We start from the raw sequence: 26,532 nt of genomic DNA, 5'->3' as shown, positions 1-26,532 counted from the left end.
CGACAGGTCAGGCGGTCGTCAGCGTTGCCAGGGCGCGGTCCATCGCGGCGTTGAACTCTTCGGGCGACAGCGACAGCCGGGATTTGACGTCCCTGCTCCACTGGTCGGCGAGGACCTCGGCGGCGCCCGCCTCGACACCGTCGAGCGCAGCGTCGGCCAGGTCCGACGGCGCGATCTTGTCCACGGGCCAGCCGGCCGCCATGTCGGTGTCTGCCAGGCCGAGGTGCACGCCCGTCACGATGGTGTCCTGCTCGGCGAGCTCGAGGCGGACGCTGTTGGTCATGGCCCACGCGGCGCCCTTGCTCAAGTGGTAGGCGTGGCCGCCGGCGGTCCCGAACCATGACATCGCGGACAGGACGTTCACGATCGCACCCCCGCCGTTCCTGGCGAGGGTCGGCGCCAGCTCCCGGATCAGCCCCAGGGGGCCGAGCATATTGGTCTCCAACTCGAGCCGGATCGTGTCCAGGGAACCGGTCACGAGGTCGGTGCCCGTCTGAATGCCCGCGTTGTTGACAAGCAGCGAGACGTCGGGAGCTGCGGCGGCCGCTGCCCGCACGGACGCGGGGTCGGTGACGTCGAGGGCCAGCACCTCCACGCCGGGCAGGTCCACACTCTCCGGACGGCGAGCCGTGGCGTAGACCTTGCGCGCGCCCCGATCGAGGAGACGCTGGGCGAAGGCGCGACCCAGGCCGCGGTTGGCTCCGGTGACAAGGGCAACTGAGTTGTTGATGTCCATGCCCGGTACGCTAAAACCTGACGTTGACGTCAGAGGCAAGTGCTGGCCGTCGGAACCGATGTGAGAGGAGTCACCATGACCGTCACGGAGACGCCGACCGAGCGGGTGCTCCGCATCGGCGAGGTGGCGCGGAGCGCCGGCGTCTCGGTCCGCGCCGTGCGCTACTACGAGCAGCAGGGGCTGCTCACACCGGAACGCAGCCCGTCGGGCCAGCGCCTCTACCGGCAGGATGCCGTCACCCTGGTGCGCTTCTTCCAGCAGATGTACGCCGCCGGCCTGACCAGCCAGAGGATCGCGGAGCTCCTGCCCTGCTGGGAATCCGGGCACACCGACGCCGAGCAGCGAGCCATGCTGCGCGCCGAGCGCGAACGCATCCAGGCCAAGGTCGACGACCTGCAGGCCGCCCTGGACCGCCTCGACGAAGTCATCGGGATCACGGACACGCATCCGTAAGAGCTCCGGGAAGGCGGCCTCTTAGCGGGGCACGACGGTTTCTTGGCGTAGCGCTTGGAGTACGTCGAGTTCGCGGTCGATCTCGCGGCGTTTCGCCTCGAGGCGCTGCACCTCCTGGGCGAGCAGCACCTCCAGTACGCCGGTGCGCTCTTCGGTTGGCGCGTCGAGGCACGGCAACAGCTCACCGATGACGGCACTGCCGAGCCCGGCCGCGAACAGGTGCTGGATCATCACAACCCGCTCGACCATCGACTCGTCGAAGTCGCGCCACCCGCCCGGGGTGCGACTCGAGCGGATCAGGTCCTGCTCCTCGTAGTACCGCAAGGAGCGTGTGCTCACGCCGGTGGCCGCGGCGAGCTCTCCGATCCTCATGCGCCCAGTCTTGCACTTGACACCAGTGTGAAGTTCCACCCTCAAGCGGTCGCACTATTCCTGGAGGGAACTTTCATGCACTGGCTCTACCTCGCGATCGCCGTCGTGTTCGAGATCGCCGTGGCGATCTCCGCCGGCAAGGCGCAAGGCTTCGAACACCGCGGCTGGACCGCCGCGACCCTCGTCACCGGCGGACTCGGCACGTACTTCCTCAGCCGCGCCCTCCTCACGTTCGACGTCGGCGTCGGCTACGCGCTGTGGACCTCGCTCGCAGGAGTCGGCATCACCCTGCTCGGCGCGCTCCTCTTCGGCCAGAAACTGACCTGGCACAAGGCCATCGGTATCGCCCTGGTCATCGGCGGCGTCGTCGGGCTCCAACTCTCGAACGGATCGTGATCGCATGAACGCCAAGCCTCAGTCGTCCCGCACCGCGTGGTTCACGCTGCTGCTCGCCGGCACCTTCGAGGTCGGCTACGCGCTCTCGGTCGGCGGCAGTCACGCCTTCACCGTCTGGCAGTGGTCCGTCGCGGCCGGCGTGTTCTTCCTGCTCACCCTCTGGGCCCTCAGCCAGGCCCTACGCACCATCGAGGTCAGCATCGGCTACGCCACCTGGGCAGGCCTCGGCTCAGCCGGCGCCGCCCTCCTGGGCCCGGTCTTCTTCGACGAATCCCTCACCCCCACCAAAACCCTCTGGCTGGCCGTCATCATCACCGGCGTCATCTACCTGAAACTAGCCGACCGCCAACCCGACTGACACTCCAGGTGGCGGGGAGCCTGGTGGACTCCCCGCCGGTTCGGGTCAGTCCTTGATGCCGGACTGGGTGACGCCTTGGATCAGGTAGCGCTGGAGGAAGGCGAAGATCAGGACCAGCGGGAGGATCGAGACGGCCACCGCCATGAACAGTTCGTGGATGTTGATGGTCTGGGCGGTGACGAACGTCGACATCGCCACCTGGATCGTCCACGACGACGAGTCCTGGCCGATCACGAGCGGCCACAGGAACGAGTTCCAGTTGCCGATGAACGTGATCGCCGCGAGGGCCGCGAAGAACGGCAGGGAGTTCGGTACGACGATCCGCCAGAACACCCCGAAGTACCCGGCGCCGTCGACCCGCGCGGCCTCCTCGAGCTCCCGCGGAAATCCGAGGAAATACTGCCGGAAAAGAAATGCCGCGAACCCGCTGAACAAGGTCGGAATGATCAGGCCGCGCAGCGAGGACACCCACCCGAGCGACGACACCACGATGAACGACGGGATGAACGTCACCGCACCCGGGATCATCAGCGTCGCGACGATCGCGTAGAAGATCTTGTCCGCGTGCCGATAGGGAATGCGGGCCAGCCCGTACCCCGCCATCGATGCCAGCAGCAACTGTCCCGCCGTGCCCAGGATCCCGACCACAGCGGAGTTGTAGAGAGCTCGCGCGATCGGCACCTCGGTGTCGCGGAACAGCTCGCCGAGGTTGCCCCACTGCAGATGCGACGGGAACAGGGTCCAGTCCGGCGAAGTGATGTCGGCCTCGGCGGACAGTGCGTTGCGCAGGATCAGATAGAACGGCAGCAGGAACAGCACGACCGCGATGAACAACGCGATCCACCGCAGCGCCGTCCCGACGCGCCCCATCCGGCTCTTGCTGAAGCCGATCGGCTGCGGCGTTCCCGTCGTACGCTCGGAGACAGCCATCAGTCGCCCGCCTTTCCGAAGCCGAGGATCCGGCTCTGCAGCAATGTCACGATCATGATGATCGTGGCAAGGATCAGGGCACCTGCCGAGCCGTGGCCGAGGTCCTGGATCGAACCGAGCGAGATGCTGTAGAGGTAGACCAGCGGGGGCCGGGCGTAGTTCACGCCGGGCCCGAGCAGGTTGTAGAACTCGTCGAACGCCTGGTACGCCGCGATCAGGTTCAGGATCAGTACGGCGACCGACGTCGCCCGCAACTGCGGCAACGTGATGTACCGGAAGACCTGCCACCCGGGCTTCGCCCCGTCGACGTACGCCGCCTCGTACAACGTCGGCGAGATCCGCTGCAGCCCCGCGATGAACAGGATCATGTAGAACCCGAGTTGCAGCCACAACCGCACCGTCACCAGCGGGAGCCAGTACCACGGCGGGTCGACCGTCGACAGCCAGGCGATGTTCTCGACGCCGAACCAGCTGAGCACCGTGTTCGCGAGACCGAACCGGACACCGTTGAAGATCGACAGCTTCCAGATCAGCGACGCGACGACGTACGAGCACGCGGTCGGCAGGAAGAACACCGACCGGAAGAACGCCCGCGCGATCTTCACCTGGTTGACCAGCAACGCCAGCGCCAGCGAGAGCACGAACGTCAGCGGCACGATGAACACCGCGAAGATCGTGAACGTGCCCAGGCTGGACAGGAAGTTGTGGTCGGTGAGCATGTCGACGTAGTTGCGCAGCCCGACGAAGTTCGACGGTGTCGCGGTGTTGTACGCCTCGAAGAAGCTGAGGATCAGGCTCCACAGGATCGGCAGGTAGGAGAAGAACAGCAGTCCGAGCACGAACGGCCCGACGAACACCCAGAACCACAAGGTGTTCCCGGCGATGCCCTTGTGACGTCGACGCCGCGTTCCCTGCCGCTCCTCAGTGGCGGCGGGGCTCGCGGACGTCTTGGCCGGAGCGCTCATCCGAACAACCGCGTCAGCTCGCCGTTGACGGTCTTCTCGGCCTTGGCAATCTCGGCAGCTGGGTCAGCTCCCTTCTTGATGACGTTGGTGAGCAGGTCGGTGAACGCCGTACCCATCTTCGGCGTCCAGGCCGGGTTGTCGGTGTAGCCGTAGTCCTGGGTCAGCTTGACCGTGTCGGCGGCGACGCCGCTCTGCAGCTTGGAGGCCTTGGCCGCGAGGCTCTTGCGCGGCGGGATGTGGAAGCCGTAGTTCAGCGACCAGTCCTCCTGGTACTCGGACTTGTCGATCCACAGCCACTTGACGTACTTCTTCGCCGCCTCGACGTTCGCGCTCTTGGCCGACACGAACTGCGTCCAGCCGCCGGAGTACACGGCCGGCTTGGCCTGCGCGTCGAGTTTCGGGAACGGGATCACGCCGATGTCGTCACCGAGCGCCTTCTGCATGCCCGGCACCGCCCACATCCCGATCCACTGCATCGCGACCAGGCCCTGGTTGATCGCGGTCGGGTCCCACCAGTCCGTGGGCGCACCGAGCAGGATGCTCTTGCTGGCGTACAGCTCGTGCAGTTTGCCGAAGGCCTGGGCCGCGCGATCGCCGGTGAAACCGGGCTTGTTGTCCTTGGTCAGGAACTCCCCGCCGGACGAGTACAGCGCCGGACCGCCCATGACGTTGCCGCCGTCGTTGCCGACGTAGATGCCCTTCACCTTGTTCGTGGTGAGTTCCTTTGCTGCGGAGATCAGGTCGTCGATCGTCTCCGGCGGCTTGATCCCGGCCTTGTCCAGCAGGCTCTTCTTGTAGTAGATGACCTGCGGGTCGATGATCATCCGGATCCCGTAGATCTTGCCGTCCAGGGTGTTCGTGGCCAGGTCGCCAGGCTGGAAGTCGTCCTTGACGTCGGCCATGATGTCGTCCAGCGCCACCACCTGGTTGCTCTTCACCATGCTGATGTTGAAGTGGCCCTCGAAGACGTCCGGGCCCTTGCTGGACAGCAGGCCGGACGCGAGCTTGGCGTCGTAGTCACCCGGCGTCCACTGCACTGCGACGTTCGCGTCGGGGTACGCCTTGGCGTACTTCAGCGCCGCCTGCTGGGTCCCGGTCTCGCCGTACTGGTGATACCACTGCGACAGGTTCGGCTTCGAGCCGCCGCTTCCCCCTCCGGACGACGGTCGGCCGGTGTTGCCACCACAGGCCGCGGTGAATGCGGCGAGGGCGGCCAGGCCGCCGGTCCGCTTGAGCAGGTCGCGCCGGGAAAGTCCGGCGTTCGGAACATGAGCAGGCATGAATTCCACCTTCCCGAGAGGGAACGTCGCAGGGGACGCACGGTTCCGAGGTACTTAACGGTGTTAAGCATCTCCGAGTTCTGGCACACGGTACTGCAAGTCAATCGTTGTAGAAGTGGCAGCACAATGGCTCAAAAGCGCGCCCGGCGCAAGACCGGGCGCGCTGTTATTTGTTCGAATGTGTGGAATTTGCTTGAGTTGGTATCGGCCCGTGATCAGCCGAAGATCTCGCCCGCCGCCGCCTTCCGGTCCAGCAGTGCGAGCGGCTCGAAGCGGGCGCCGTACGTCGCTGCCAACTCGCGTGCACGCTCTGCGAACCTCTGCACACCATAGGCGTTCACGTACTGCAATGCGCCGCCGTGCAGCGGCGGGAATCCGATGCCGAAGATCGACCCGATGTTGGCGTCCGGCACCGAGCGCAAGACGCCCTCGTCCAGGCACTTCACCGTCTCGAGCGCCATCGCGAACAGCATCCGCTCCTGCAGATCGACGAGCGGGACGCCGGCATCGAAATCGGCACCGAAACCGGCACCGAAGTGCTCCCGCAACCCGGGCCACAGCTGCTTCGGGCCGTCGGCCGGGTAGTCGTAGAACCCCGCACCGGCCGCCTTGCCGCGCCGGCCGAACTCGTTGACGAGCCGGTCGGTCACCGCCATCCCAGGGTGGTCGTCGAACGCGCCCGCACTGTCACCCGCGGCCCGCGCCGCGTCCCGGATCTTCTGCGGCAGCGTCAGCGTCACCTCGTCCAGCATCGCCAGCGGCGGCGCCGGGAACCCGGCCTGGGTCGCGGCGCGCTCGATCATCACCGGGTCGACCCCCTCGGCGACCATCGCGGCGCCTTCCATGACGAGCGTCCCGAACACCCGCGATGTGAAGAAACCACGGCTGTCGTTGACCACGATCGGCGTCTTCTTGATCTGCCGTACGACGTCGTACGCCTGCGCGATCGCCCGGTCCGAGGTCTTCTCCCCCACGATCAGTTCGACCAGCGGCATCCGGTCGACCGGCGAGAAGAAGTGCATGCCAATGAAGCGTTGAACCATGTTGGCGTCCGGCCGGTCGACGCCGTCGGCGAGCGCGGTGATCGGCAGCGTGGAGGTGTTCGAGCAGAGCAGCGCGTCCGGCTCGACCACGTCGGCGATCTCCGCGAACACCTTCTGCTTGAGCCCGCCGTCCTCGAACACGGCCTCGATCACCAGGTCGCAGCCGGCCAGGTCGTTCGGGTCGCCGGTCGGCGTGATCCGGCCGAGAAACTCCGCGACCTGTTCGGCCGAAGTCCTTCCCTTTGCGACCTGTTTCGCCAGCAGCTTCTCGGAATACTCTTTTCCGCGCGCAGCCGCCTCCAAAGAAACATCTTTGAGCACAACCTCGAGACCGGCCTTCGCGCACACATAGGCGATCCCCGCGCCCATCATCCCCGCGCCGAGCACACCGACCTTGCGCGCGGAATACCTCGGTACGCCGGCGGGCCGCGACCCGCCCGCGTTGATCGACTGCAGGTCGAAGAAGAACGCCTGGATCATGTTCTTCGCGATCTGCCCGGTCGCCAGCGAGACGAAGTATCGCGACTCGATCCGGGAGGCGGTCTCGAAGTCGACCTGGCTGCCCTCGACCGCGGCGCTCATGATCGCCCGCGGCGCCGGGTACGGCGCGCCCTTGAGCTGCTTGCGCAGGTTCGCCGGGAAGGCGGGCAAGAAGGCGGCCAGCTTCGGCGAGGACGGCGTACCACCCGGGAGCTTGTACCCATCGCGGTCCCAGGGCTGCTTGGCATCGCCGTCGTACGCCGCGATCCACCGGCGGGCCGCGTCGAGCAGGTCCCCAGCCGGCACGACCTCGTCGACGATCCCGACGCTCAACGCGTGCGCCGGCTTCATCCGCTGGCCCTGCAGCAGCACCTTCATCAGCGCGTCCTGCAGCCCGAGCATCCGGACCGTGCGGGTCACTCCCCCGCCGCCGGGCAGCAGGCCGAGCGTCACCTCAGGTACCCCGAGCTCGATCCGGTTGTCGTCGGCAACGATCCGGTGGTGGCAGGCGAGCGCGATCTCGAGCCCGCCACCGAGGGCGGATCCGTTGATCGCGGCAACGACCGGGACACCCAACGTCTCCAGGGTCCTGAGCTGCCGCTTGACCTCCTCGATCGTCTCGAACACCTGCGCGGCGTCCGACGGCTGGATCTGCGACAGCTGCTGCAAGTTGCCGCCGGCAAAGAACGTCGACTTCGCCGACGTCACGATCACGCCCTTGATCAGGGCCTTCTCGGCGACCAGGCGTTCTACAGTCCGGCCCATTGCCTCGACGTACGCGTCGTTCATCGTGTTGGCCGAGGCCGACGGATCGTTGAGCGTCAGCGTGACGACGCCGGCGTCATTCTTCCACTCGATCATGCTGTTCACGCTGGGAGCCTTTCGATGATGGTCGCGACGCCCATGCCGCCGCCGACGCACAAGGTGGCCAGTCCGTAGCGGAGCTCGCGGCGCTCCAGCTCGTCCAGCAGGGTTCCGATCAGCATCGCGCCGGTGGCGCCCAGCGGATGGCCGAGGGCGATCGCGCCGCCGTTCACGTTCACCTTCTCGTGCGGTACGCCGAGATCCTTCATGAAATGCATGACCGCGGCCGCGAACGCCTCGTTCATCTCGAACAGGTCGATGTCGTCGACCTCGAGCCCGGCCCTGGCCAGCGCCTTGCGGGCGGCCGGCGCCGGGCCGGTCAGCATGATCGTCGGATCCGCGCCGCTGACGCCGGTCGCGACCACCCGGCCGCGGGGCGCCCGGCCGAGCGCCTCGCCGGCCTTCTCGTTGCCGACAGCAACCAGGGCCGCACCGTCGACGATCCCCGACGAGTTGCCCGCGTGGTGCACATGCGAGATCCGCTCGACGGTCAGGTACTTCTCCAGCGCGACCGAGTCGAACCCGCCGTGCTCCCCGATCGCCGCGAACGACAACGGCAGCCCGGCCAGCGTCTCGACGGACGTCCCGGGCCGGACGAGCTGGTCGTGGTCGAGGATCCGCAGGCCGTTGCGATCCACCACCGGCACGACGGAACGCGCGAAGTACCCGTTCGCCCACGCCTTCGCGGCCCGCGCGTGCGACTCGGCGGCGTACGCGTCGACGTCGGTCCGGGAGAAACCGTCGATGGTCGCGATCAGGTCCGCGCTGATGCCCTGCGGGATGAAGCCGGTCTCGAGGGCGGTCTCCGGGTCCATCGCCCAGGCGCCGCCGTCGGAGCCCATCTTCACGCGCGACATCGACTCGACGCCGCCGGCCAGGATGAAGTCCTCCCACCCGGACCGCACCCGCTGCGCTGCCTGGTTGACCGCCTCGAGACCCGAGGCGCAGAAGCGGTTCAACTGGACACCACCGGTCGTCTCGGGATAGCCGGCCATCAGTACGGCGGTCCGTGCGATGTCCATGCCCTGGTCGCCGATCGGCGTCACGACCCCGAGCACCACGTCGTCGACGGCGGCCGGATCCAGCTCGGGATGCCGGGTCCGCAGCTCCTGCAGCAGTCCGGTGATCAGCTGGATCGGCTTGACCTCGTGCAGCGCACCGGTCGGCTTGCCCTTGCCGCGCGGTGTCCGAATCGCGTCGTACAGGAAGGCTTCGGTCATACGGCCGATTGTGACAGTCGTGCTGTCACGGTGGTCAAGGGGGACTCGTTATGATCTCCGCCATGTCGGAAGTGGCGGGGGACGCGACCCTGACGGTCGACGAATTGTCGACTCGGGTCGGGATGACAGTGCGGACGTTACGGTTCTATGCAGGGCGGGGGCTGATTCCGCCGCCGATCCGGCGCGGCCGGGTCGGGTACTACGGGCCGGAGCACATCGCGCGGCTCGACCTGGTGCGAGAGCTGCAGGCGCACGGGTTCACGCTGCAGGCGATCGAGGGCTACCTGGACCGGATCCCCGCCGATGCGACACCGCAGGACATCGCGCTGCACCGGACGCTGCTGACGCCGTGGATGCGCGATCTCCCGGAAACGCTTGATCGCGCGGCACTGGTACGGCGTACCGGCCGGGAGCTGAACGACGACGACATCGAGATGCTGGTGGCGCTCGGGGTGGTCGAACCGACGCCGGACGAGGACGTGTTCCAGGTCGCGACCGCCCATCTGAGCCTCGGCGTCGAACTGCTCGACCTGGATCTCCCGGTCGAGGCGGTGCTCGACGCCGGCCGGATCTTCACCGAGCACGGCCGCGCGATCGCCGAGGAACTCACCGAGGTGTTCCGCACCAAGGTCTGGCCCCACTACCGCGACTCCGGCGGCCCCCCGGAACACATCCAGCAACTGGTGGAACGCTTCAAACCAGTCACCATCCAAGGCCTGGTCCTCGCCTACGAACGAGCCGTAGGCGAAACCCAACGAGACACCATCCGCCGAACCCAACAAAAACCCCGCTAACCCACCCCCGCTGATCCCCGCCCCTCGCCCGCGTCCGCCGCATCGCGGGGCGTTGCACAGGTTCTCGGGACGCTGCACCTGCAATTACCTGTTCACCGCCCCCACCACGCCGGCGCACCCCCAACAACAGGCTCCGTTCGCCCAGACACACGCCCATCCCCAGCCCTCCGCCCACGCGCCGCCCGTCCCCACCACATCACGAGGCGTTGCACAGGTTGTCGGGGCACTGCACCTGCAATTACCTGTTCACTGCCCCCACCACGCCGGGGCACCCCCACAACAGCCCGCGTTCACGCCCCGGTGGTGTGGAGGGGAGGTGGCGTTGGGCGGGAGGCGGTGTTGGGCGGGGAGGGTGGGGTTGGGGGTGGGCCGGTGTGGCGGGATGGTTGGACAGGTTATTGCGTATGTGTTGGCACCAGAGGGTGTTCACACACGCGGGGTCCTATGAGTTGGGGATGCGGAGGTAGGTGAGGCCTCGGAGGTCCAGGTAGGTGTTGGTGGGGGTGGTTACGACGCGGAGCAGGACTGTGTCGCAGCCGGCGCAGCGGGCGACTGTGCCGGGGGCGTCGACGTACACGCGGGACTCGGCGAAGACGGTGGTGTTGCCGCAGCCGTTGCACTGGGCAACGGCTGCCGTGAGGTCGACCGCGAACAGTTCACTCAAGGCCCCCGCGGCCGCGTTGCCGTCCAAGTAGTTGCTCATCGAGGTCCTCCTGTCGGGCCGAAGCGTTCGGTTCTGACGCGGGCCGGATCGTGCCCGGCCGCGACCAGCAGGTTCGCCACTGTTTCGACGAACGGCGTCGGCCCGCACACGTACGTCGTCGCGCCGTCCTCGGGCTTGAACGCGTACTGCTCGATCAGCTCCGCGTCGATCCGCCCCACCCGAGGCTCCCCGGCCGGCGCCTCCCGCGTGTACACGAGCCGTACGTCGACATCGCCCGACGCGGCGAGCTCCTTCAGATCGCCCACGTAGATCACCGACTCCGGGCGCCGCACGGAGTACAGCAACCGCGCCGGCGTCGTGCCGGCGACCGCATGAGCCTGCAGCATCGCCCGCAACGGGACGACGCCCGATCCCCCGCCGATCAGCTGCACCGGCCCTTCCTGCTCGGGAGTCCACACGAACCACCCGCCGACCGGTCCCCGGATCTCCAACGGATCCCCGACCTTCAGCACGTCGACGAGGTACGGCGACACCTCACCGCCAGGCACCTGTTCCACGGTCAACTCGATCGTCGAGGCGTGCGAATCGTCCCAGGCCGACGCGATCGAATACGACCGCGACGCCCGGTACCCGTCCTCCGCGGTCAGCCGTACGTCGAGATGCTGCCCGGCCAGATGCCCCGGCCAGTCCGGTACGTCGAGCACGATCGTGCGAGCCGTCCCGGTCTCCCGCCGTACGTCGGTCACCGTGGCGATCTGCCAAGACATGCGCGCGGTCAGTCGCCGGCGTATCGCTGTTCTTTCCATGGGTCTCCGTACTCGTGATAGCCGGCGGTTTCCCAGAAGCCGAGGTCCTCGGTGTCGGACAGCACCAGGCCCCGGACCCATTTGGCGCTCTTCCAGAAGTACAGGTGCGGAACGAGCAGCCGCGCAGGCCCGCCGTGCTCGGGGTCCAGGGGCTCACCGTCGTACTCGTAGGCGATCCAGGACTGCCCGTCGAGCAGGTCGTCGAGCGGCACGTTCGTGGTGTAGCCGCCGTAGCTGTGCGCCATCGCGAAGTCCGCGCCGGTCTCGACGTCTGCGAGCAGCGTGTCGAGCGACACGCCCTTCCAGGCCGTCTGCAGTTTGGACCACCGTGTCACACAGTGGATGTCCTTGGTGATCTCTTCCGACGGCAGCGCCATCAGGGCCGCCCAGTCCCACTTGTACTTCTCGCCGGTCTCCGTGGTGACCGTGAACTCCCAGTGATCGGTCAGGATGTGCGGGGTCGGCCCCGCCGACAGCACCGGGAACTCGTGCGTCAGGTACTGCCCCGGGGGCAGATCCTTCCCACCCCCGCGCCGGCCGGTGAATCCTGGCGACACGATGCCCATAACGACCTCCCTCGGCTCCTGGACGAAGTCAATCACGCTCTCCCCGCGCGCGGGGAGAGCAGCGGGCCGGACACGCGACTAGACTCCGAACCACGGATGAGGATCGCCGCATCGGGTACCGGTCATGATCAGGCGGCTGGACAGGCGGACCCGGGGGCCCGGACATGGCGTGGCCGCACAGAGTCTCTCGGTGGCGCGCGCTATGAACAACATCTCGACGATCCCGCTAGGGTGGAGGTTCCGCCCACCGGCGGTTCGATTATGGGCGGATTGGGTGGATCACGACCGTAGCGCGAGGGTGTGGGGGGCGATCAGAGCCGTTTCGGACGGCGCGCCCCCATCGCTGGCGCACGCCGTATCCGCCTGCGCACAGGCGCTGTCCGCGGCCGGCGCGGGGCTCGCGATGACGCGCGACGGCGGGCTGCTCGAGCCGGTGCTGGCCACGGGTCCGGAGATCGGTGAACTGGACGAGCTGCAGTTCGCGCTCGGTGAGGGGCCGAGCGGTGATGCTTCCGCCAGCACCGCACCGGTGCTCGAGTCGGACCTCGGAGGGGTCGCGGCCGGCCGGCGATGGCCGGCGTTCGCCGCGGCTGGTGTCCAACGGGGTATGTGCGGCGTCTTCGCGTTCCCGGTCGCCGCCGGCGCCGCGAGGGTCGGCGTACTGACCGTTTACCGGCGAGAGCCGGGACCACTGCAGCGCGAGCAACTGGAGGAGGCGTTGGTGTTCGCCGATGCGCTCTTCGTGCTCGCCCTCGACAACCGCCAGGGTGTCAGCGCGGACCTGGATCAGGTGATCCACGCTGCGTTCACCGCTCGCCGGGCCGAGGTCCACCAGGCTGCGGGCAGGCTCGCCTCCCAGCATCGCATCAGTGTCACCGACGCGCTGGTCCGGCTTCGCGCCTACGCCTACAGCAGTGGTTTGCCGTTGTACAAGATCGCCATCGACGTGATGGCCGATCGCCTGCACCTCGACGGTGATGAGCCCCCAGGGGGCGATCCACCGCCGAAGCCGCAGCTGAATGACCCCGGAACGGCCGAGAAGGAAGAGGAGGAGAACTGATGAGTGCATCCGACCGCAGAGTGCGCGAGGTGTTCATCGAACTGTCGGACACGCTTGTCGACGACTTCGACGTCATCGAGTTCTTGGACCGGCTCGCCGCGCGATGCAGCGAGCTGCTGGGGGTATCGGCCTGTGGCATTCTCCTCGCCGATCATCACGGTGCGCTGAACCTGGTCGCGGCCTCCACCGAACAGGCCCGGCTGGTCGAGCTGAACCAGCTGCAGAACCTCGAGGGCCCGTGTTTCGACGCGTTCAGCACCGGGCACTCGGTGCAGCATCCGGACCTGCGGACCGCTCGAGGGCGCTGGCCCCGCTTCACCGCGGCCGCTGTCAGCGGCGGCTACCTCTCGGTGCAGGCGCTGCCGATGCGCTTGCGCGACACAGTCCTCGGGGCGGTGAATCTGTTCAGCAGGACCACCGGGGAACTGGATGCCGACACCATCACCCTGGGGCAGGCGCTGGCCGACGCGGCCACGATCGGCATCGTGCACCAACGCGCGCTGGCCCGCCAGGAGATCGTCACCGAGCAGCTCCAGACCGCTCTGAACAGCCGGATCCTGATCGAGCAGGCCAAGGGATTCCTCAGCCACAGCCTCGACCTGGATGTCGACGAGGCCTTCGCCTTGATGCGTTCGTACGCCCGGGCCAACAACCGTCGCCTGACCGATGTCGCCGACGACGTCGTCCAGGCCAGGCTGGATCTCACCCCATCCCCGTCGCCGGAGTAGTTGGCACAGGCCGTGGCGCCTTAATGACTTACGGGTTAGGGTGATCGAGCCTGTTCGGGCATGCCCAAGACCTCGGCGCCAGGTGTGTCGCGCCGCCGGAGGGGTTGCGCACGACACACGGTGAGACCCAGCACAGGACGCTCATACCGTCTGGCTGGTGATCAGGCGCAGGACCCGTCGTGACGGCGCCACCCGCGTGCGCACCGTGCGACGGTTCCCCTGCGTCTAGACTCCCATCGTTCGCCCGATGATCTCCTTCATGATCTCCGTGGTGCCGCCGTAGATGGTCTGGATACGGGTGTCCAGGTAGGCCTTCGCGATCGGGTACTCGGTCATGAAGCCATAGCCGCCGTGCAACTGCAGGCACCGGTCGACGACCTTCTTCTGCAGCTCGGTCGTCCACCACTTCGCCATCGCGGCCTCGGCCACGCTCAGCGTGCCGGCGTTGAGTTCCTGGATGCAGCGGTCGACGAACACCCGGGCGATCTGGGTCTCGGTGGCGAGCTCCGCGAGTACGAATCGACTGTTCTGGAACGACCCGATCGGCCGGCCGAACGCCTTGCGGTTCTTCACATAAGCCAGCGTGTCCTCGAGCATGTTCTCGCAGGCGGCGGCCGCGACCACCGCGATCGTCAACCGCTCCTGCGGCAGCTTCTCCATCAGGTAGACGAAACCCTTGCCCTCTTCGCCGAGCAGGTTGTCCACGGGAACCCGGACATCGTCGAAGAACAGCTCTGCGGTGTCCTGCGCCTTCAGCCCGATCTTGTCCAGGTTCCGCCCGCGCTCGAAGCCAGGCATCCCCCGCTCGACCACGATCAGCGAGATCCCCTGCGCGCCGGCATCCGGGTCGGTCTTGGCCACGACGATCACCAGATCGGCGAGAATCCCGTTGGAAATGAACGTTTTCTGCCCGTTCAGCACGTAATGGTCGCCGTCGCGCCGCGCGGTGGTCCGGATGCCCTGGAGGTCGCTGCCGGCGCCGGGCTCGGTCATCGCGATCGCGGTGATCGTCTCCCCGGAACAGAACGCAGGCAGCCAGCGCGCCTTCTGCTCGTCGGTCGCGTAGTCCAGCAGGTACGCCGAATTGATGTCGGTGTGGATGGTGAAGCCGACCCCGCTGGCGCGAACCCGGGTCAGCTCCTCGATCAGCACGGTGTTGAAGCGGAAGTCACGAACGCCGCCCCCGCCGTACTGCTCCGGCATCATGAAGCCGAGCAGGCCCGCCGCGCCGGCCGCGGTCCAGAGCTCCCGCGGGACGATCCCGGCGTCCTCCCAGCTGTCGTGGTGCGGGACGATCTCCTTGTCGCAGAACGACCGGACGGCCTCCCGGAAGGCGTCGTGATCGGCGTCGAACAGCTGACGTTCCACGGGCGGTTCCTCTCAGTTCTGCACGGCGGCGCCGGACTCCAGCAACGTGTCGATGTCGGTGATTCCCCAGTCGGCCAGCGCTTCCCGGGTGTGCTCCCCCGGTCGCGCGGGCGGTCGGTCCAGGCGGGTCGGCGTACGATCGAAGCGCGGTGCCGGTGCCGCCTGCCGGACGCCGTGGTGGTCCACGAACGTGCCTCGGGCAACGAGGTGCGGGTGGTCGCCGGCGAGTGGCAGCACCGGCGCGACGCAGGCGTCCGAGCCGTCGAACAGCTCCGTCCATTCCGCCTGGGTTCGCTGCCGGAACGCCTCGGCCAGCACTTTCCGCAGCTCCGGCCACTGCGACGGATCGTTGCGGTCGGGCGCGTCCAGCCCGAGTTTGCCGATCAGCTCGGCGTAGAACTGCGGCTCGAGCGCCCCGACCGCGACATGCTTTCCGTCGGCGGTCTCGTACACGTCGTAGAACGGCGCACCGGTGTCCAGCAGGTTCGTCCCGCGCTCCTGCCGCCACGACCCGGCGGCGAGCGCCCCGAGCAGGATCGTGGTCAGGTGCGCCGATCCGTCCACGATCGCCGCGTCCACGACCTGTCCCTGACCGCTGCGCTGCGCCTCGTTCAGGGCGGCGAGGACGCCGATCACGAGGTACAGCGAGCCGCCCGCGAAGTCACCGAGCAGGTTCGCCGGCACCTGCGGAGGTCCGTCGGCGCGCCCGATCAGATGCAGAGCGCCGGACAGCGCGAGGTAGTCGATGTCGTGGCCGGCCGCCTGCGCGAGCGGACCGTCCTGTCCCCACCCGGTCATCCGCCCGTACACGAGCCGCGGATTGATCGCGTGACAGTCCGCCGGGCCGAGCCCGAGCCGCTCGGTCACCCCGGGCCGGAATCCTTCGACCAGTACGTCGGCCTGCGCGACCAGCCGCCGTACGACGTCCACGGCGGCGGGCTGCTTGAGATCCAAGGCCGCGCTCCGACGGCCGCGGTTGACGAGATCCAGCTCCGGCGGGCCCATCGACACGCCGCCACCGGGGCGATCGATCCGCAGCACGTCGGCGCCCAGCTCGGCGAGCATCATGCACGCGAACGGCGCCGGACCGAGGCCGGCCAGCTCGACCACCTTCACGCCCTCGAGTGGACCCATAGGCACTATTGTGACAGTCCTACTGTCACAGTCGTCAAGTCAACTTGCGAGTCCCCACCAACGCGATCAGCGGCAGCACCACCATCAGGATCACGCCGGCCGCGAGTACGACCGACCAGCCAGGCTCGCCGTGTTCGAGATGGGCGAGGTGGAAGATCATGTGCGGCAGCGAGAACGCGAGATACGCCAGCAGCGCCACTGCCGCCAGGTAGCGGTCCAGGCGAATCGCGGCGGCGGTCAGGACGATCCCCAGGCCGAGCGACGCGCCGCCGAAGTCGTGGAAGAGATGGTCGCTGTACGGCGGGGTCCAGTCGACCGTGGGCACGTGGTCGTAGAACGTCTTCGGGGCAAACGTCAGCCACACGCCCAGAACCAGCTCGAACGCTGCGAAGATGATCAGCACCGCGCGGACATAGCCCCTCATCGGAGGTAGTCCGCGAACGTGATCCGCCCGTACGCCGGGCCGTCCACCATCGCGGCACCGTCGGCGTACGCCCGGAAGATCTTGCCGCCCAGCCGCAGCGGCAGCACCGGCCGGCGAGAGGATCGCGCCTGCTTCCACATCCGGGCCAGTTCGGGAACAGCCCGGCGTTCCGGACCGCCGATGTCCGGGGCGCGACCGTTCACCGGAGGCTGGTCGACGAGCTCGGCGAGCCGGACCGCGACGTCCTCGACCGCGATCGGCTGCAGTGTGACGGCCGGGGCGAGCACCATCGGCAGGAAACGCTGGGCGCTCAGGATTCGATCGACCAGGTTGTGGAACTGGGTCGCCCGCAGGATCGTGTACGGCACGCCGGACTCGGCGACGAGACGCTCGACCTCGAGCTTGTACCGGTAGTACGCGAGCGGAATGCGGTCGATGCCGGCGATCGACATCACCACGAGGTGCTGCACACCCATGGCGGCTTTGAGCAGGTTGCGAGCCTGCTCGATGTCCCGGCGGCCCTGGCTTGTGGCCAGATGCACGACCACCTCCGACCCGTCGATCGCGGCGGCCAGTCCCTTGCCGGTCGTCAGGTCGCCGACGACCCGGTCGGGTCCGGGCTTCCGGCTCAACACCCGGACCTGATGGTCAGCGGCGCCCAGTCGAGCCACAGTCGGCCGGCCCAGGGTGCCGGTTCCACCGGTGACAAGAATCCCGGTCATGGGGCCTCCCGTCCTGGACTGAGGAGCGGAGGGAGCGAAGCGACTGGAGCGACGAGGGAAGGGCCGGAGTTACAGCCCCATGACCCGCCGCGCCGGAGGCGTGGCATGAGTACAGTCATTTGCTGGTGTCCTTTCCGTCACCAGGTCAGATCCGGTAGCCCTTCGATGTGTGACAACTGGGCGACGGCGAAGGTCAGCTTGTCCGGGTTCATCACGAACTGCAGGTCGGTGACGCCGTCCGGTCCGACGCCGATGAAGCAGATCGCCACGATCCCGCCAGGCCCGACGGCCAGCAGGGCGGGGCCGCCGTTCGCCTCCGCCAGGTGGGCCTCGATACCGCCGCCGAAACGCTGCAGGGCCCCGGACACGTAGCGCGCGACCCGGTCCCGGCCGACGAGCACGTTGCGCGCGGCGGACACCTTGCCGCCGCTGTCTGCCCGCGACACGACGTCCTCGGCCAGCAGCTTCTCGAGCTCCTCGATCTCCCCCAGCCGCGCGGCGGCGATGAACCGCTCGACCAGCTTCCGCCAGCCCGCATTGTCGACCGGCTGCTGACGCGGTCCCTCGGCGCTGAGCTTCTTCCCCGCCCGTGACGCCAACTGCCGCGCGTTCGCCTCCGACGTCCCGATCAGCTCCGCAACCTCGCGATACCCGTACGCGAACGCCTCGTGCAGCACGTACACCGCTCGCTCGGCCGGTGTCAGCCGTTCGAGCAGGAGCAACAGCGCGAACGACACCGACTCCCGCTCGGAGACAACCTCTAACGGACCCAGCTCGTCGAACCCCGACCCGGTCAGCACGGGTTCCGGCAGCCACTGACCGACGTACAGCTCCCGCCGCGCTCGCGCCGAGGTCAGCTGCTTGATGGACAGGTTCGTGACGATCTTCGCCAGGTACGCGTTCGGATCACGCACCGTCGCCCGGTCGGCATCCTGCCAACGCAGCCACGCGTCCTGCAGGATCTCCTCGGCGTCCGTCGCCGTACCGGTCATCCGGTACGCGATCCCGAACAACCGCCCCCGCAGCCGCTCGAAATCATCCATCCCGGAACGTGTCCGCGGCTCGCTGGATCTCGGTGTAGAAGTCCGTCCAGGCGGCCTCGTCGAGCTGGTCGGCGTCCTTGCCGCCCTGGCCGTCGATCAGTTCGCGGACGATGTCTGCGTGACCGGCGTGATGCGCGGTTTCGTCGACGACGCGGACCAGCAGCGCGCCGAACGTCGTACCGCGGTGGCCTTCGGGCCAGTGCGGCACCTCCGCCGGGTGGTCCAGGTCGAGCTCGGCGATGGAGCGGTCGCTGTGCGCGCAGGCCTCGCGGTAGAGGCCGGTGATGTACTCCGTCGACTCGACCGGCAGTGCCCACATGTCGGCACCGCCCCAGACCGAACCGTCCTCGTTCCAGGGCAGCGGCTTCTCCGGTGGGCGACCGACACTCGTGCCGAGGTACACCTGCTCGATCCCGATCAGGTGTTTGACCAGACCCAGCAGATTGGTCCCGGACGGCACGAGCGGACGGCGCCGGTCGTACTCGCTGATCCCGTCGAGCTTGGCGAGCATCAGCGCGCGGGTGTCCTGGAGATACTGCTGGAGGTGGGATTTCACGGCGCTCCTGGGGGGATGAACGGGACGGGTGGTGCGCCGTGCTCGATCAAGTGCATGAGCGCGGCGGTGTCGGCGTACTCGTCGATCATGTCGGCGAGGCGGTCCAGTCGCTGTTCGCGCAGGCCTGCGAACGAGACCGAGCCGTCCGGCGCGGGCTTGCCGGTGAGCGCGGCGATCTCGGTGAGGAACGCGTGCCGCGCGGCGTCGTCGTCGAGCAGGCCGTGCCAGATCGTGCCCCACGTGTTCCCCGCCCGGCAACCACCCGGGAACTCCGACGCGTCACCGATCACGTCGACGACACCATGATGGATCTCGTACGCCGTTCGCGCCGGCCGGGCCAGCGTCTTCTCCCGGGCAAAGGTGGTTGCTACCGGCAACAGCTCGAGACCGGTCTGCGAGCCGCCCGACTCGACCCCGTGCGGGTCGGAGATGGTCGCGCCGAGCATCTGGTAACCGCCGCAGATGCCGAGCACCGGACGGCCGGCCGCAACCCGTGCCGCCACGGCGTCGGCGAGACCGAGGGATCGCAGCCATTCCAGGTCGGCGCTGGTCGCCCGCGAGCCCGGCAGGACGACCAGGTCGGCGTCGCGGATCTCCCCCGGGCTCGTAGTGAAGAACACACTGTTCGTCGGCTCCACCGCCAGCGCGTCGAGGTCGGTGAAGTTACTGATCCGCGGGAACCGCACCACCGCGATCGTCAACAGGTCGCCCGGCGAAGTACGTCGTACCGGGATGTCGAGCGCGTCCTCGGAGTCCAGCCACAGCTCGGGCAGCCACGGCAGGACGCCGTACGTCGGGCGGCCGGTGACGGAGGCGAGCATGTCGATCCCCGGCGCCAGCAGCGAGACGTCGCCGCGGAACTTGTTCACCAGGAACCCGCTGATCAGCGCCTGGTCGGCGGCGTCCAGCAGCGCGACGGTCCCGAACATCGACGCGAACACTCCCCCGCGGTCGATGTCGCCGACCACGACGACCGGGGCCTTGGTGTGCTGCGCGAGGCCCAGGTTCACGTAGTCGGACTGCCGCAGGTTGATCTCGGTCGGGCTGCCCGCGCCCTCGCTGATCACCACGTCGTACCTCGACGCGAGATCGTCGTACGCCGCGAACGCCGCCTTCGCCAGCTCCGCGCGCTCGGTCAGGAAACCGCGGGCGGACAGCTCACCCCACGGCTCGCCCATCAGGACGACGTGGCTGCGCCGGTCGCTGCCCGGTTTGAGCAGCACCGGGTTCATCGCGGCCTCGGGCTCGGCGCCGGCGGCGACGGCCTGGATCCACTGCGCGCGACCGATCTCGGTGCCGTCCGCGCAGACCATCGAGTTGTTCGACATGTTCTGCGCCTTGTACGGCGCCACCCGAACACCCTGCCGCGCCAGCCACCGGCACAACCCGGTCACAACGGTCGTCTTGCCCGCATCAGATGTCGTACCGGCGATCAGCAGAGAGCCCACGCCGCAATCTTAGGGTTCCTGTTCCCGGCGCCTCTCGGTCGTCGGCACTCGTGGGGTTGCTCCCTGGAAGCGCGTGCTGCCGGTCGACGACAGCGGCGTGGCGATGTTCTCCAGCGACTTACCTTCCGCATCGACGCCGAAGAACCACGCGATCAGGCCACCGATCAACATCACCGCGGCTCCGACGATGTAGCCCACGGTGAGCGGTCCGCGCGCCGGGTGGTCGCCCTCGCCGATCAGCGACGCGAACAGGAACGGCGCGATCACGCCGCCGGTCAGCTGCGAGATCGCGAAGAAGAACGAGATCGCCTGTCCGCGCAGCTCGATCGGGAAGATCTCGCTGACCGTCAGGTACGCCGACGACGCGCCGGCCGACGCGAAGAAGAACACCACGCACCACAACCCGGTCAGCGACGCGGCGTTCAGTGCGCCGGCGTTGAACAGCAACGCGGTGACGAACAGGACCACGGCCGACAACGTGTACGTGCCGAGAATCATCTTCCGGCGGCCGACGGTGTCGAAGAGGTGCCCGAGCAGCAGCGGACCGGCCAGGTTGCCGATCGCGAACGGGAAGAAGTACAGCGCGACGCTGGAGTCGTTCAGACCGAAGTACGACTTCAGCACCAGCGCGTAGGTGAAGAAGATGGCGTTGTAGAGGAACGCCTGGGTGACCATCATCGAGAAGCCGAGGAACGAGCGGCTGCGGTAGTCGCGGAGCATCACGCGGGCGATCTCGCGATACGTCACCGGCGGGTAGTCGACCAGCTCGATCGCCTCGTCGTCGCGGACCTCGCGCAGTTCGCCGCCCTGCCGTCGTACCGTCGCCTCGATGTCGTCGACGGTCCGCTCGGCCTCCTCGACCCGCCCGTGGGTCATCAGCCAGCGCGGGCTCTCCGGGATGTGCCGGCGCAGGTAGATGATGATCAGGCCCATCACCGGGCCGATCAGGAAGCACAGCCGCCAGCCCCACTCGACCGGGATGATGTCGGTGTTCAGGAAGACCAGGCCGACCGCGGAGCCGATCAGCGCGCCGCCCCAGTAGGTGCCGTTGACGCCGATGTCGACGCGGCCCCGGTACCTCGACGGGATCAGCTCGTCGATCGCGGAGTTGATCGCGGCGTACTCGCCGCCGATGCCCATCCCGGCGACGAAGCGGAAGAAGAGCAGCGAGCCGAGGTTCCAGGACAGGCCGGCCGCGCCGGAGGCGATCAGGTAGACCAGGAGGGTGACGATGAACAGGCTGCGCCGGCCGAGCCGGTCGGTCAGCCGGCCGAACAGCAGCGCGCCGACCACCTCACCGGCCAGATAGATCGACGCCATCAGACCGACCTCGGAGGTGGTCAGGTGCAGGGTCTCGGGTTCCTTCAGCACGTTCCCGACCAGGGAGACGAGCTGGATCTCCAGGCCGTCCAGGATCCAGGAGACGCCCAGACCGACGACGATCATCCAATGGAACCTGGTCCAGGGGAGCCGGTCCATCCGGGCCGGCACGAGACTCGGTATCGCCTTGCCGTGCTCCAACGCGTGCTCGCTGCTCATCCTTGCTCCTCCCGGCCCGTGGTTGTCGAAAGCCATTGGGGCCGGTACCCCGGCAGTGACGATCTCCAAACCCTGGGTGACAGGGCCTAAAGTTGCGGACATGGAGAACGAGATCGAGGTCGTCGACGCCAAGGACCGCAGCCGGTACGAGGCGCACGACGCCGAGGGCAACCTGATGGGCTTCGTCGACTACCGCCTGCATCCGGGCGTGATCAGCTTCCTGCACGCCGAGACGCTGCCGGAGTTCCGCGGCCGCGGCGTGGCCGGAACCATCGCCACCAAGTCCCTCGACGACGCCCGCGCACTCGGGCTCCGGGTGAAGCCGGCCTGCCCGTTCTACCAATCCTTCCTGGAAGAGCACACCGAGTACGCCGACCTGGTCAAGGAGCCCCAGCAGTGACGGGACCCGTGATGGGGAAGCTCGAGTGGAAGCCGGCTCGCGAGGTGCCTGAGTTGCTCGCGGCGCCGGTGCGGGACGCGCTCGGTGAGCTGCCGGCGTACGCGGCCGGGATCGACCCGGAGCTCGCCGACACCGCGGCCTTCTGCGCGGAGTACGACGTACCGATGGCCGCCTCGGCGAACTGTGTGGTCGTGCTCGGCAAGCGCGGCGGCGAGGCGTCGTACGCCGCGGTGCTGGTGCTGGCCACCGACCGCGCCGACGTGAACGGCGTGGTCCGCAAGCACCTCGGCGTCCGGAAGATCTCCTTCGCCGCGCAGGACGACGCGGTCGGCTCGACCGGCATGGAGTACGGCGGGATCACGCCGATCGGGCTGCCCGCCGACTGGCCGGTGCTGGTCGACGAAGCGGTCGTCCGGGCCGGGTCCGTGGTGATCGGCAGCGGGATCCGCGGCTCGAAGATCCTCATCGAAGGCACCGAGCTGGCGAAGTTGCCGACCGCAACGGTGCTGGATCTCGCCCAGCACTGACAGGGGTGGCGGTGGATGGAGCAGCACGACTGGCCTGCCGAGTACGCCGAACTGACGGCGGCCGACCGGCATGCTCCGCTACCGCCCGCGGACCTCGACCGGCTCGCGGTCGCCGCGTTCGTCCTCGGTCACGACGACGAGGTCGCGGCGTACCGCGAGCGGGCCTACGAGGAACACCTCGCGCGCGGCGATGTGATCGCCGCGATCCGGACCGGCTTCTGGCTCGGGTTCCACCTGCAGCAGCGGGGCGAGCTCGGGCGGGCGGCGGGCTGGCAGGCGCGGATCGGTCGACTCGTGCCCGACGGCGTACCGCAGCTCGCCGGACTGGTCGCGATGGCCGATGCTGCGTTGCTGATGAACTCGGGCAACGCCGCCGAGGCGCTCCCGCTGTTCGAGCAGAACATAGGGTGGGCCACCGAGCCGGACGCGATCGTGCTCGGGGCGCTCGGCCGCGGCAACTGCCTCGCGATGCTCGGCCGCGGCGCCGAGGCCCTCAAGGCACTGGACGAGGCGATGGTGCATGTGACCGCGAGCCGCGTCGGCCCTGAGGTCGCCGGTATGGCGTACTGCTCGGTGATCGCGTTCTGTATGGCCCAGTACGACATCCGCCGCGCACAGGAGTGGACGCAGGCGCTGACGGGCTGGTGCGACGAGCAGCCCGGCCTCGTCCCGTACCGCGGGGCGTGCCTGGTGCACCGCGCACAGATCCTGCAGTTACGCGGTGCCTGGTCCGATGCAGCCGATGCAGCCGAGGACGCGTGTCACCGGCTGTCGGCGGGCATGGTCGGAACCGCCTGGTACCGGCTCGCGGAGGTCGAACGTCAACGCGGACGCTACGAGGCCGCCGAACGTGCGTACCTCACGGCGGCGGCCGACGGGATGGACGTGCAGCCCGGCCTCGCCCGGCTGCGGGCCGCCCAAGGCCGGCTCGACGTCGCCTGCGCAGGCCTTGAACGAGCGCTGGCCGAGGAAACATTCACACCGAACCGCCCGATGCTGCTCGCCGCACGGGTCGAGCTGGCGATCGAGTGCGACGACCGGGAGACCGCACGCAAGGCTGCTTCCGAACTGAACGAGCTGGCCCGCGCGGATTCGCCGTACCTGCAGGCGCTGGCGACGTACTCCGAAGGCGCGGTGCGGATCGCGTGCGGCGATCCGCAGGGAGCGATCCCGTGCCTGCGACGGGCGTGGACACTGTGGCAGCGGCTCGAGATGCCGTACGAAGGCGCCCGAGCTCGCGTGCTGGTCGGCCGGGCTTGCCGGGCACTCGGCGACGTCGACGCCGAACAGATGGAGCTCGACGGCGCGCGAGCCGTGTTCGAGCGGCTGGGCGCGGTCGTCGAGCTGGCCGCGTTGGAACAGTCCGATCGGACCGCCGGGCTCAGTCCTCGCGAGCTGGAGGTCCTGCGTCTGCTGGCGACCGGCGCGACGAATCGTGCCGTCGCCGAGCAGTTGTTCCTGAGCGAGCGAACGGTCGCGCGTCATGTCAGCAACATCTTCGGGAAGCTCGGCGTGTCCAGCCGCGCCGCGGCGACAGCGTTCGCGTACGAGCACGGGCTGACTGGGTAGAAATGACCAGCCGCCGTTCGGAGGTTGGCGTGGTCGGCTGATGTGCTGCTGTGCCGCACAGTCCTAACTTGAGGTCATGGACAGGGTTGGGACAGCGGTGATCGGGGCGGGCCAGGCCGGTCTGGCGATCGGCTACTACCTGCGGCAAGCAGATGAGGACTTCGTCATCCTCGACGGGCACGAGCGGGTCGGCGACTGCTGGCGGGAGCGGTACGACTCATTGCGGCTGTTCAGCCGGCCGCGGTACGCGAGCCTCCCGGGGTTGCGGATCGGCACGCGGGACTGCCCGAGCCGCGACGAGATGGCCGATTACCTCGAGCAGTACGCCGTACATCACGAGCTGCCGGTCCGCTCCGGCGTACGGGTGACTCGGTTGTCGCGGGACGACGACGGGTTCCTGGTGGAGACGACCGCCGGCGACTGGCGGGCGGACCAGGTTGTCGTGGCGGCCGGGATGCACAGTGTGCCGCGGTGGCCGGCGTTCGCGGGCGAGCTCGATGCGTCGATCCGGCAGCTGCATTCGCTGGAGTACCGGAATCCGGAGCAGTTCGCGGACGGGACGGTGCTGGTCGTTGGCGCGGCCAACTCTGGCACCGACATCGCGCTGGAGGCCGTGAAGACGCATCGCACACTGCTCGCCGGACGGCACCCGGGGCAGGTGCCGATCGACATCGACTCGACCGTCGGACAGGTCTTCACGCCGGTCGTGATGTTCCTGTTCAAGTACGTGCTCACTCGCCGTACGCCGATGGGCCGCAAGGCGATCGCGAACGCGGTGAAGAGCGGCTTGCCGCTGACCCGCAACAAGCTCGAGCACCTCGACGCGGCCGGGATCGAACGGATCGGGCGCATCGTCGGGGTCCGTGACGGCAAGCCGGTGACCGCGGACGGCGACGTACTCGACGACGTCCGGACCGTGGTGTGGTCGACCGGGTCGGATCCGGACCACGGCTGGATCGATCTGCCCGTGTTCGACGACGACGGCCGGCCGCGGCACACGCGGGGCGTGGCGGAGGACGTACCGGGGCTGTACTTCCTCGGCCTCGATTTCCAGTACGCGATCGCGTCCGCGAGCATCCAGGGCGTGGACCGCGACGCTCGTTTCCTCGTCAAGCATCTCGCCGGCCGGAGTACTCACCGGGCCATATCTGTGGACAGGCGGTAGCATCACCCGCTGAAATGGGTGCGTGGCTGGGCGTGGGTCAGGTTGAGTGAGCAGACAACGGTGAGCGGCGGTCAAGAGGGGCCGACCGCTCTTCGCATCATGCTCGGCGGGCAGTTGCGGCGGATGCGTGAATCCGCCGGGATCAGCCGCGCCGACGCGGGCTGGCAGATCCGGGCGTCGGAGTCGAAGGTCAGCCGGATGGAACTCGGCCGGGTCGGGTTCAAGGAACGCGACGTCAGCGACCTGCTCGAGCTGTACGGGATGGCCGACGAGGACGAGCGCTTCCGGTTGATGGAACTGTCCCGGGCCGCGAACAACCCGGGCTGGTGGTCCCGGTACGGCGACGTGATGCCGAGCTGGTTCGCGAACTACGTCGGGCTCGAGGTCGCCGCCACGCTGATCCGGACGTACGAGGTGATGTTCGTCCCGGGGCTGTTGCAGACCGAGGAGTACGCGCGGTCCGTCGTACAGATGGGCAAGTCGTTCCTGCCGCATCAGGAGGTCGACCAGCGGGTGGAGCTGCGGGTGACCCGGCAGCAGATCCTCACCCGGCCGAACCCGGCCCGGCTGTGGGTCGTCATCGACGAGTCGGTGCTGCACCGGCCGGTCGGCGGCGAGGACGTCATGCGGGCGCAGATCGAGCACCTGCTCAAGTGGTCGCAGCAGCCGAACATCACGCTGCAGGTGATGCCGTTCAGCAGCGTCGGATACCCCGGTGCCGGCGGTGCGTTCAGCCTGCTGCGGTTCCCGGACGGCGACCTGCCGGACATCGTCTACATCGAGCATGCGGCCAGCGCGGTCTATCTGGACAAGCTCGAAGAGGTCGACGAGTACGTCGCGATCATGGAAGGGCTGACGATCTCCGCGGCCCCGGTCTCCGCCACCGAGGGCCTCCTGGAAGAGGCCCTCGCGCGGATGTGAG

Annotated in this window: 29 protein-coding genes; 11 read left to right on the top strand and 18 right to left on the bottom strand. The window is 68.2% G+C overall.

The window, feature by feature from the left end; all coding sequences use genetic code 11:
• Nucleotides 1–7 precede the first annotated feature (7 nt).
• Nucleotides 8–736 (bottom strand): SDR family oxidoreductase, encoded by a 729-nt coding sequence (locus EV651_RS28085; RefSeq protein WP_133788260.1) that lies wholly within the window; start codon nucleotides 734–736, stop codon nucleotides 8–10.
• A gap of 75 nt (nucleotides 737–811) precedes the next feature.
• Between EV651_RS28085 and EV651_RS28080 the strand changes: the two genes are divergently transcribed.
• A complete protein-coding gene (locus EV651_RS28080; protein WP_133788259.1) occupies nucleotides 812–1,189 on the top strand; it encodes a MerR family transcriptional regulator in 378 nt (125 codons plus the stop codon).
• Between the two features lie 21 nt (nucleotides 1,190–1,210).
• Here the strand turns inward: EV651_RS28080 and EV651_RS28075 are convergent, their stop codons facing one another.
• Nucleotides 1,211–1,561 carry a MerR family transcriptional regulator gene (locus tag EV651_RS28075; RefSeq protein WP_133788258.1) on the bottom strand — a complete coding sequence of 117 codons (351 nt, stop codon included), beginning with the start codon at nucleotides 1,559–1,561 and terminating at the stop codon, nucleotides 1,211–1,213.
• A gap of 75 nt (nucleotides 1,562–1,636) precedes the next feature.
• On the opposite strand from EV651_RS28075, the gene EV651_RS28070 reads away from it, so the two are divergent.
• Nucleotides 1,637–1,957, top strand: coding sequence for a multidrug efflux SMR transporter (locus EV651_RS28070; RefSeq protein ID WP_133788257.1), 321 nt, complete (start codon nucleotides 1,637–1,639; stop codon nucleotides 1,955–1,957).
• Nucleotides 1,958–1,961: 4 nt separating this feature from the next.
• Complete coding sequence (locus tag EV651_RS28065) at nucleotides 1,962–2,315, top strand: multidrug efflux SMR transporter (protein WP_133788256.1); 354 nt, start codon at nucleotides 1,962–1,964, stop codon at nucleotides 2,313–2,315.
• 45 nt (nucleotides 2,316–2,360) lie between these two features.
• Here the strand turns inward: EV651_RS28065 and EV651_RS28060 are convergent, their stop codons facing one another.
• The 5 genes from EV651_RS28060 to EV651_RS28040 form a co-directional block, all read right to left on the bottom strand.
• Nucleotides 2,361–3,245, bottom strand: a complete 885-nt coding sequence (locus EV651_RS28060; protein WP_202870540.1) for a carbohydrate ABC transporter permease — start codon at nucleotides 3,243–3,245, stop codon at nucleotides 2,361–2,363.
• A complete protein-coding gene (locus tag EV651_RS28055; RefSeq protein WP_133788255.1) occupies nucleotides 3,245–4,210 on the bottom strand; it encodes a carbohydrate ABC transporter permease in 966 nt (321 codons plus the stop codon). Before EV651_RS28055 ends, EV651_RS28060 begins: the two co-directional genes overlap by 1 nt.
• Nucleotides 4,207–5,490 carry an ABC transporter substrate-binding protein gene (locus EV651_RS28050; protein WP_133788254.1) on the bottom strand — a complete coding sequence of 428 codons (1,284 nt, stop codon included), beginning with the start codon at nucleotides 5,488–5,490 and terminating at the stop codon, nucleotides 4,207–4,209. The genes EV651_RS28055 and EV651_RS28050 overlap by 4 nt, the downstream gene beginning before the upstream one ends.
• Before the next feature lie 215 nt (nucleotides 5,491–5,705).
• Nucleotides 5,706–7,874 (bottom strand): 3-hydroxyacyl-CoA dehydrogenase NAD-binding domain-containing protein, encoded by a 2,169-nt coding sequence (locus EV651_RS28045; RefSeq protein ID WP_133788253.1) that lies wholly within the window; start codon nucleotides 7,872–7,874, stop codon nucleotides 5,706–5,708.
• A 5-nt stretch (nucleotides 7,875–7,879) separates the two neighbouring features.
• Nucleotides 7,880–9,097, bottom strand: a complete 1,218-nt coding sequence (locus EV651_RS28040; RefSeq protein WP_133788252.1) for an acetyl-CoA C-acetyltransferase — start codon at nucleotides 9,095–9,097, stop codon at nucleotides 7,880–7,882.
• Between the two features lie 62 nt (nucleotides 9,098–9,159).
• Here EV651_RS28040 and EV651_RS28035 point away from each other — a divergent pair, with 62 nt between their 5' ends.
• Nucleotides 9,160–9,891, top strand: coding sequence for a MerR family transcriptional regulator (locus EV651_RS28035; RefSeq protein WP_166658820.1), 732 nt, complete (start codon nucleotides 9,160–9,162; stop codon nucleotides 9,889–9,891).
• Between the two features lie 442 nt (nucleotides 9,892–10,333).
• Here EV651_RS28035 and EV651_RS28030 read toward each other — a convergent pair whose 3' ends face one another.
• The 3 genes from EV651_RS28030 to EV651_RS28020 are packed head-to-tail and all read right to left on the bottom strand — an operon-like array spanning nucleotide 10,334 to nucleotide 11,927.
• Nucleotides 10,334–10,594, bottom strand: coding sequence for a DUF6510 family protein (locus EV651_RS28030; RefSeq protein ID WP_133788250.1), 261 nt, complete (start codon nucleotides 10,592–10,594; stop codon nucleotides 10,334–10,336).
• Nucleotides 10,591–11,322 carry a ferredoxin reductase gene (locus EV651_RS28025; RefSeq protein WP_238157241.1) on the bottom strand — a complete coding sequence of 244 codons (732 nt, stop codon included), beginning with the start codon at nucleotides 11,320–11,322 and terminating at the stop codon, nucleotides 10,591–10,593. The genes EV651_RS28030 and EV651_RS28025 overlap by 4 nt, the downstream gene beginning before the upstream one ends.
• An 8-nt stretch (nucleotides 11,323–11,330) precedes the next feature.
• Complete coding sequence (locus EV651_RS28020; RefSeq protein ID WP_133788248.1) at nucleotides 11,331–11,927, bottom strand: sulfite oxidase-like oxidoreductase; 597 nt, start codon at nucleotides 11,925–11,927, stop codon at nucleotides 11,331–11,333.
• Nucleotides 11,928–12,201: 274 nt separating this feature from the next.
• On the opposite strand from EV651_RS28020, the gene EV651_RS28015 reads away from it, so the two are divergent.
• Nucleotides 12,202–12,987 carry a GAF and ANTAR domain-containing protein gene (locus EV651_RS28015; protein WP_166658819.1) on the top strand — a complete coding sequence of 262 codons (786 nt, stop codon included), beginning with the start codon at nucleotides 12,202–12,204 and terminating at the stop codon, nucleotides 12,985–12,987.
• A complete protein-coding gene (locus EV651_RS28010) occupies nucleotides 12,987–13,715 on the top strand; it encodes a GAF and ANTAR domain-containing protein (RefSeq protein ID WP_133788246.1) in 729 nt (242 codons plus the stop codon). Before EV651_RS28015 ends, EV651_RS28010 begins: the two co-directional genes overlap by 1 nt.
• A 225-nt stretch (nucleotides 13,716–13,940) precedes the next feature.
• Here EV651_RS28010 and EV651_RS28005 read toward each other — a convergent pair whose 3' ends face one another.
• The 8 genes from EV651_RS28005 to EV651_RS27970 all read right to left on the bottom strand — a co-directional run bounded on the left by EV651_RS28005 (nucleotide 13,941) and on the right by EV651_RS27970 (nucleotide 21,949).
• Nucleotides 13,941–15,083 (bottom strand): acyl-CoA dehydrogenase family protein, encoded by a 1,143-nt coding sequence (locus EV651_RS28005; RefSeq protein WP_133788245.1) that lies wholly within the window; start codon nucleotides 15,081–15,083, stop codon nucleotides 13,941–13,943.
• A gap of 12 nt (nucleotides 15,084–15,095) precedes the next feature.
• Nucleotides 15,096–16,217: a CaiB/BaiF CoA-transferase family protein gene (locus EV651_RS28000; protein ID WP_133788244.1), complete on the bottom strand. Its 1,122-nt coding sequence runs from the start codon at nucleotides 16,215–16,217 to the stop codon at nucleotides 15,096–15,098.
• A gap of 34 nt (nucleotides 16,218–16,251) precedes the next feature.
• On the bottom strand, nucleotides 16,252–16,641 hold the full coding sequence (locus EV651_RS27995; RefSeq protein WP_133788243.1) for a hypothetical protein: 390 nt from the start codon (nucleotides 16,639–16,641) through the stop codon (nucleotides 16,252–16,254).
• Nucleotides 16,638–17,363, bottom strand: coding sequence for an SDR family oxidoreductase (locus EV651_RS27990; RefSeq protein WP_133788242.1), 726 nt, complete (start codon nucleotides 17,361–17,363; stop codon nucleotides 16,638–16,640). The genes EV651_RS27995 and EV651_RS27990 overlap by 4 nt, the downstream gene beginning before the upstream one ends.
• A 137-nt stretch (nucleotides 17,364–17,500) precedes the next feature.
• Nucleotides 17,501–18,406 (bottom strand): RNA polymerase sigma factor SigJ, encoded by a 906-nt coding sequence (gene sigJ / locus EV651_RS27985; protein WP_133788241.1) that lies wholly within the window; start codon nucleotides 18,404–18,406, stop codon nucleotides 17,501–17,503.
• On the bottom strand, nucleotides 18,399–18,962 hold the full coding sequence (locus EV651_RS27980; RefSeq protein ID WP_238157240.1) for a DinB family protein: 564 nt from the start codon (nucleotides 18,960–18,962) through the stop codon (nucleotides 18,399–18,401). Before EV651_RS27980 ends, sigJ begins: the two co-directional genes overlap by 8 nt.
• A complete protein-coding gene (locus EV651_RS27975; protein ID WP_133788240.1) occupies nucleotides 18,959–20,410 on the bottom strand; it encodes a cobyric acid synthase in 1,452 nt (483 codons plus the stop codon). Before EV651_RS27975 ends, EV651_RS27980 begins: the two co-directional genes overlap by 4 nt.
• Nucleotides 20,411–20,419: 9 nt before the next feature.
• Nucleotides 20,420–21,949, bottom strand: a complete 1,530-nt coding sequence (locus EV651_RS27970; protein WP_166658818.1) for an MFS transporter — start codon at nucleotides 21,947–21,949, stop codon at nucleotides 20,420–20,422.
• Between the two features lie 100 nt (nucleotides 21,950–22,049).
• On the opposite strand from EV651_RS27970, the gene EV651_RS27965 reads away from it, so the two are divergent.
• The 5 genes from EV651_RS27965 to EV651_RS27945 all read left to right on the top strand — a co-directional run bounded on the left by EV651_RS27965 (nucleotide 22,050) and on the right by EV651_RS27945 (nucleotide 26,531).
• A complete protein-coding gene (locus EV651_RS27965) occupies nucleotides 22,050–22,349 on the top strand; it encodes a GNAT family N-acetyltransferase (RefSeq protein ID WP_133788239.1) in 300 nt (99 codons plus the stop codon).
• An 11-nt stretch (nucleotides 22,350–22,360) separates the two neighbouring features.
• The gene (locus tag EV651_RS27960) at nucleotides 22,361–22,876 is read left to right on the top strand and encodes a YbaK/EbsC family protein (protein ID WP_133788411.1); all 516 of its coding nucleotides are present in this window, start codon (nucleotides 22,361–22,363) and stop codon (nucleotides 22,874–22,876) included.
• A 15-nt stretch (nucleotides 22,877–22,891) separates the two neighbouring features.
• Nucleotides 22,892–24,445 carry a helix-turn-helix transcriptional regulator gene (locus EV651_RS27955; RefSeq protein ID WP_133788238.1) on the top strand — a complete coding sequence of 518 codons (1,554 nt, stop codon included), beginning with the start codon at nucleotides 22,892–22,894 and terminating at the stop codon, nucleotides 24,443–24,445.
• A 76-nt stretch (nucleotides 24,446–24,521) separates the two neighbouring features.
• Nucleotides 24,522–25,610, top strand: a complete 1,089-nt coding sequence (locus EV651_RS27950; RefSeq protein ID WP_133788237.1) for an NAD(P)/FAD-dependent oxidoreductase — start codon at nucleotides 24,522–24,524, stop codon at nucleotides 25,608–25,610.
• Nucleotides 25,611–25,709: 99 nt separating this feature from the next.
• Nucleotides 25,710–26,531 (top strand): helix-turn-helix transcriptional regulator, encoded by an 822-nt coding sequence (locus EV651_RS27945; RefSeq protein WP_133788410.1) that lies wholly within the window; start codon nucleotides 25,710–25,712, stop codon nucleotides 26,529–26,531.
• Nucleotide 26,532 lies beyond the last annotated feature (1 nt).

Source organism: Kribbella sp. VKM Ac-2571, from assembly GCF_004362255.1.
Taxonomy (GTDB): Bacteria; Actinomycetota; Actinomycetes; order Propionibacteriales; family Kribbellaceae; genus Kribbella; species Kribbella pratensis.
The sequence above is the reverse complement of the archived record's forward strand: the minus strand, read 5'-3'. Positions and strand labels throughout refer to the sequence as shown.

Coding starts and splice junctions, on each gene's coding strand:
- EV651_RS28085 (WP_133788260.1), bottom strand. CDS start 736: ATGGACATCAACAACTCAGTTGCCCTTGTCACCGGAGCCAACCGCGGC.
- EV651_RS28080 (WP_133788259.1), top strand. CDS start 812: ATGACCGTCACGGAGACGCCGACCGAGCGGGTGCTCCGCATCGGCGAG.
- EV651_RS28075 (WP_133788258.1), bottom strand. CDS start 1,561: ATGAGGATCGGAGAGCTCGCCGCGGCCACCGGCGTGAGCACACGCTCC.
- EV651_RS28070 (WP_133788257.1), top strand. CDS start 1,637: ATGCACTGGCTCTACCTCGCGATCGCCGTCGTGTTCGAGATCGCCGTG.
- EV651_RS28065 (WP_133788256.1), top strand. CDS start 1,962: ATGAACGCCAAGCCTCAGTCGTCCCGCACCGCGTGGTTCACGCTGCTG.
- EV651_RS28060 (WP_202870540.1), bottom strand. CDS start 3,245: ATGGCTGTCTCCGAGCGTACGACGGGAACGCCGCAGCCGATCGGCTTC.
- EV651_RS28055 (WP_133788255.1), bottom strand. CDS start 4,210: ATGAGCGCTCCGGCCAAGACGTCCGCGAGCCCCGCCGCCACTGAGGAG.
- EV651_RS28050 (WP_133788254.1), bottom strand. CDS start 5,490: ATGCCTGCTCATGTTCCGAACGCCGGACTTTCCCGGCGCGACCTGCTC.
- EV651_RS28045 (WP_133788253.1), bottom strand. CDS start 7,874: ATGATCGAGTGGAAGAATGACGCCGGCGTCGTCACGCTGACGCTCAAC.
- EV651_RS28040 (WP_133788252.1), bottom strand. CDS start 9,097: ATGACCGAAGCCTTCCTGTACGACGCGATTCGGACACCGCGCGGCAAG.
- EV651_RS28035 (WP_166658820.1), top strand. CDS start 9,160: ATGTCGGAAGTGGCGGGGGACGCGACCCTGACGGTCGACGAATTGTCG.
- EV651_RS28030 (WP_133788250.1), bottom strand. CDS start 10,594: ATGAGCAACTACTTGGACGGCAACGCGGCCGCGGGGGCCTTGAGTGAA.
- EV651_RS28025 (WP_238157241.1), bottom strand. CDS start 11,322: ATGTCTTGGCAGATCGCCACGGTGACCGACGTACGGCGGGAGACCGGG.
- EV651_RS28020 (WP_133788248.1), bottom strand. CDS start 11,927: ATGGGCATCGTGTCGCCAGGATTCACCGGCCGGCGCGGGGGTGGGAAG.
- EV651_RS28010 (WP_133788246.1), top strand. CDS start 12,987: ATGAGTGCATCCGACCGCAGAGTGCGCGAGGTGTTCATCGAACTGTCG.
- EV651_RS28000 (WP_133788244.1), bottom strand. CDS start 16,217: ATGGGTCCACTCGAGGGCGTGAAGGTGGTCGAGCTGGCCGGCCTCGGT.
- EV651_RS27995 (WP_133788243.1), bottom strand. CDS start 16,641: ATGAGGGGCTATGTCCGCGCGGTGCTGATCATCTTCGCAGCGTTCGAG.
- EV651_RS27990 (WP_133788242.1), bottom strand. CDS start 17,363: ATGACCGGGATTCTTGTCACCGGTGGAACCGGCACCCTGGGCCGGCCG.
- sigJ (WP_133788241.1), bottom strand. CDS start 18,406: ATGGATGATTTCGAGCGGCTGCGGGGGCGGTTGTTCGGGATCGCGTAC.
- EV651_RS27970 (WP_166658818.1), bottom strand. CDS start 21,949: ATGAGCAGCGAGCACGCGTTGGAGCACGGCAAGGCGATACCGAGTCTC.
- EV651_RS27965 (WP_133788239.1), top strand. CDS start 22,050: ATGGAGAACGAGATCGAGGTCGTCGACGCCAAGGACCGCAGCCGGTAC.
- EV651_RS27960 (WP_133788411.1), top strand. CDS start 22,361: ATGGGGAAGCTCGAGTGGAAGCCGGCTCGCGAGGTGCCTGAGTTGCTC.
- EV651_RS27955 (WP_133788238.1), top strand. CDS start 22,892: ATGGAGCAGCACGACTGGCCTGCCGAGTACGCCGAACTGACGGCGGCC.
- EV651_RS27950 (WP_133788237.1), top strand. CDS start 24,522: ATGGACAGGGTTGGGACAGCGGTGATCGGGGCGGGCCAGGCCGGTCTG.
- EV651_RS27945 (WP_133788410.1), top strand. CDS start 25,710: ATGCTCGGCGGGCAGTTGCGGCGGATGCGTGAATCCGCCGGGATCAGC.